This window comes from Amnimonas aquatica (assembly GCF_002943415.1).
Lineage (GTDB): Bacteria > Pseudomonadota > Gammaproteobacteria > Pseudomonadales > Moraxellaceae > Perlucidibaca > Perlucidibaca aquatica_A.
In genome coordinates, this window is sequence record NZ_PTQZ01000204.1 from 1 (window position 1) to 3,170 (window position 3,170).

The window sequence follows — 3,170 nt, forward strand, 5'->3', positions numbered from 1 at the left end:
GGAACCGGCGATGGTCGACTCCAGGGCTGATTCGATCTCCGTGCCGATACGATGCGCGGTCACCACCTGCTGCACGAAATGGTGGCCGAAATCGGCATAGCTGATCTTCTTCAGATCGGACACAGGCGGCTCCTCGGTTCGGTACCCGCGACTCAGGCGGACGGTTTCAGGCGGAAGAGAAGTAACGCAAATGCCGCCTCCGTGGCAAATGTCGGATTCCGTTCCAGCGCCGCCCGGCGCTCCGGCCGGGCCTTCCAGACATACGGCGTCATGGCCAGCAGATCGGCCAGGGCCGTGCCGGACAGCTGCAGCGGCGCCCTCACCTCCTCGCGCGCCAGCAGCTCGAAGCGATCGGCGAAGCCGGCGAGGAACTTGTCCGGCTCGTGCGGGCGCACGCTGTCGAACAGGCCCTCGCGGATCTGCCAGAGATGATCCGGCGCCGGCGTCACCGCCAGCACCAGGCCGCCGGGGCGCAGCACGCGCGCCATTTCCGCCACCGGCAGCGGGCTGAACAGGCTGGTGACGACATCCTGCGAGGCATCGTCCAGCGGCAACGCCGCCGCGCTGGCGACCAGCCAGGTGGCGCCGGGAAAGCGCCGCGCTGCCAGGCGCACCGCCGGCTTGGCGATGTCGACGCCGGTGACCCGTCCGGCCAGCGGCATCAGCGCGCTGGTGTAATAGCCCTCGCCACAGCCGATATCGAGCAGCGCATCGAAGCCGCCCGCCGGGACACGGGCCCGCAGCAGCGCCACCACGGCATCACGCAGGGGCTGGTAATGCCCGGCCTCCAGGAAGGCACGGCGGGCGCGCACGCTGTCGGCGCTGTCGCCGGGGTCCCGGCTCTTCTTCTGCTGCACCGGCAGCAGGTTGACGTAGCCTTCGCGGGCGATGTCGAAGCTGTGACCGTTGCCGCAGCGCCAGACCGGCGGCGTGGCATCCAGCGACAGGGCGCAGAGCGGGCAGCGCAGCGCGGGCGGGGACATGTCAGGCCGCTACCGATGCCGGTGCCGGCGGACCGCTGTGGAAGCGCAGCATATCGTCGGGCGCCTCGATCAGCTCGCGCTCGACCTCGCGGAAGAATGCCACGCGCGGCGCGATCGGCTCGTTCGCGTATTGCTCCGCCAGCCCCAGGTAGTGCTGGAAGTGGCGCGCCTCGGAGCGCAGCAGGAAGGTGTAGTAGCGCTTCAATTCGTCATCGAGCCGGGGGGCGATGGCGGAGAAGCGCTCGCAGGAACGCGCCTCGACGAAGGCGCCGATGATCATGAGGTCGACCAGCCGCCCCGGTTCGGAAGTGCGCACGTGCTGGCGCAGGCCGGTGGCGTAGCGACCCGCCGGCAGCGCCCGGTAGGCGATGCCGCGCTTCGCCATGAGCTCGCGGACCTGTTCGTAGTGCAGCAGCTCCTCGCGCGCCAGCTGCGCCAGCTCGGTCTGCAGGCGATCGTTGTCGTTGTAGCGGAAGAGCAGGTTCATGGCGGTGCCGGCGGCCTTTTTCTCGCAGTTGGCGTGGTCCTGCAGCAGGGTCGGCAGGTCCTGCACGGCGGCATCCAGCCAGGCGGCCGGGGTGGCGCAGGCGAGAAAATCCCGGACGGGCTGGAGGAATTCCATGGTGATCGACCCCGAGGCAGCAGACAGGCGGCGCGCCGGAGACCCGGCAGCGCGCGGGATTATAGCGGATGCCGCCAGCACCCGCGCACCGGATGCCCCACATTGACCTTGGTCACGGCCATGCCTTGGACTATGCTTCGCCTTCCAAAAAAAAGAGCCAGATGCATGACTCAGCCCGCCACCCTGACCTTCAAGGACAGACTGTCCATCGCCCTGCTCCGATTCTGCGCCCTGCTCCCGCTGCCGGTGCTGCAGCGCATCGGACGGCTGATCGGGCGGCTGGTGGCCAATTTCACCGGCAGCGGTCCGAGCCGCACGGTGCACGCCAACCTTCAGCTCTGCTTTCCCGACAAGGACCCGGCCTGGCACCGGCAGATGACCCGTACCTCGCTGCAAAGCACCGGCATGACCGCCCTGGAGTTCGCCAAGACCTGGGGCATGCCGCCGGAGTACAGCCTCGGCATGATCCGCGAGGTGCATGGCGCCGAGCACTTCCAGGAAGCGCTGGCCGCCGGCAAGGGCGTGATCGCCATCGTGCCGCACTGGGGCACCTGGGAATTCATGAACGCCTGGCTCAACCAGTACGTGGCGCCGGTGATCATGTACAAGCCGGGCGACCAGCCCGGCGTCGACGCCATGGTCGCGGAGGCCCGCAGCCGCTTGCGCACGACCGTGGTGCCGACCGACGAGAGCGGCGTGCGTGCCACCTTCAAGGCCCTGCGCCAGGGTGGCTTCACCGCCATCCTGCCTGATCACATCCCGCAGGAGAACGGCGGCGTGCAGGCGCCCTTCTTCGGCATCACCACGCTGACCGGCGTGATCGTGCCCAAGCTCGCCAGCCGCACCGGCTGCGCGGTGATCCAGCTCGCCTGCATCCGCCGCGCCGACGGTGACGGCTTCACGGTGCACGTGCTGCCGGCGGACCCGGATATCGGGCACGACGACGTGGTGGTCGGCGCGACCGCCATGAACCGCTCCATGGAGCAGCTCATCCGCATGGCGCCGGAGCAGTACCAGTGGACCTACAAGCGCTTCAAGCGCAACGAAAGCCTGCCTAACCCGTACCGCTGAACGCCAGCCTGTCACTTTCCGTACCCTGACTGTCAGTTTCGACCCTCAGCATCGCCTGCCGGCCGTGTCAGCATCGGCACATTCATGACCAGATGGTCATGACCTTGGCCGTGTCCACCCCGATTCAGGTAATGCCCCATGACAACAAGAACGCCGCGTCCCGTCCTTTCCCTCGCCCAGCAGATCGAAGGCCACCAGTCCCGCTTCGCGGCACGTCCGGCCGCCGAATACCTGGGCGTCACCATCAACTACCGCGAGCTAAACGCGCTGGCCGACCGCCTGGCCCACGTGCTGCGCTCGCTGGGCCTCGGGCGCGGCGACGTGCTCGGCATCCACCTGCCGAACACCCCGCAGTACCTGGTGGCGTTGATCGCCGCCTCCAAGCTCGGCGCCGCCATCTCCGGCGTGTCGCCGCTGCTGACGCCATCGGAGATCGTGCACCAGGTCAACGATGCCCGCATCAAGGTGCTGCTGACCCTGGACCAGCTCTACAA

General features: G+C 68.3%; 4 protein-coding genes. 2 read left to right on the forward strand and 2 right to left on the reverse strand.

The features are described from left to right. Positions 1-152: 152 nt before the first annotated feature. Positions 153-983: a putative RNA methyltransferase gene (locus tag C5O18_RS07860; protein WP_105192946.1), complete on the reverse strand. Its 831-nt coding sequence runs from the start codon at positions 981-983 to the stop codon at positions 153-155. 1 nt (position 984) lies between these two features. Beyond that, entirely contained in the window at positions 985-1,605 is a 621-nt protein-coding gene (locus tag C5O18_RS07865) for a MiaE family protein (protein WP_105192948.1), read from the reverse strand. Positions 1,606-1,770: 165 nt separating this feature from the next. Here C5O18_RS07865 and C5O18_RS07870 point away from each other — a divergent pair, with 165 nt between their 5' ends. Both C5O18_RS07870 and C5O18_RS07875 read left to right on the forward strand, forming a co-directional pair. Beyond that, positions 1,771-2,676, forward strand: a complete 906-nt coding sequence (locus C5O18_RS07870) for a lysophospholipid acyltransferase family protein (RefSeq protein WP_158249302.1) — start codon at positions 1,771-1,773, stop codon at positions 2,674-2,676. Positions 2,677-2,814: 138 nt separating this feature from the next. Further along, the coding region (locus C5O18_RS07875; RefSeq protein ID WP_146089283.1) for an AMP-binding protein at positions 2,815-3,170 on the forward strand (356 nt) is incomplete at its 3' end.

Bases quoted from the DNA above. Each gene is read 5' to 3' on its own strand.
- C5O18_RS07870 (WP_158249302.1), top strand. From the start codon at position 1,771: ATGACTCAGCCCGCCACCCTGACCTTCAAGGACAGACTGTCCATCGCC.
- C5O18_RS07865 (WP_105192948.1), bottom strand. From the start codon at position 1,605: ATGGAATTCCTCCAGCCCGTCCGGGATTTTCTCGCCTGCGCCACCCCG.
- C5O18_RS07860 (WP_105192946.1), bottom strand. From the start codon at position 983: ATGTCCCCGCCCGCGCTGCGCTGCCCGCTCTGCGCCCTGTCGCTGGAT.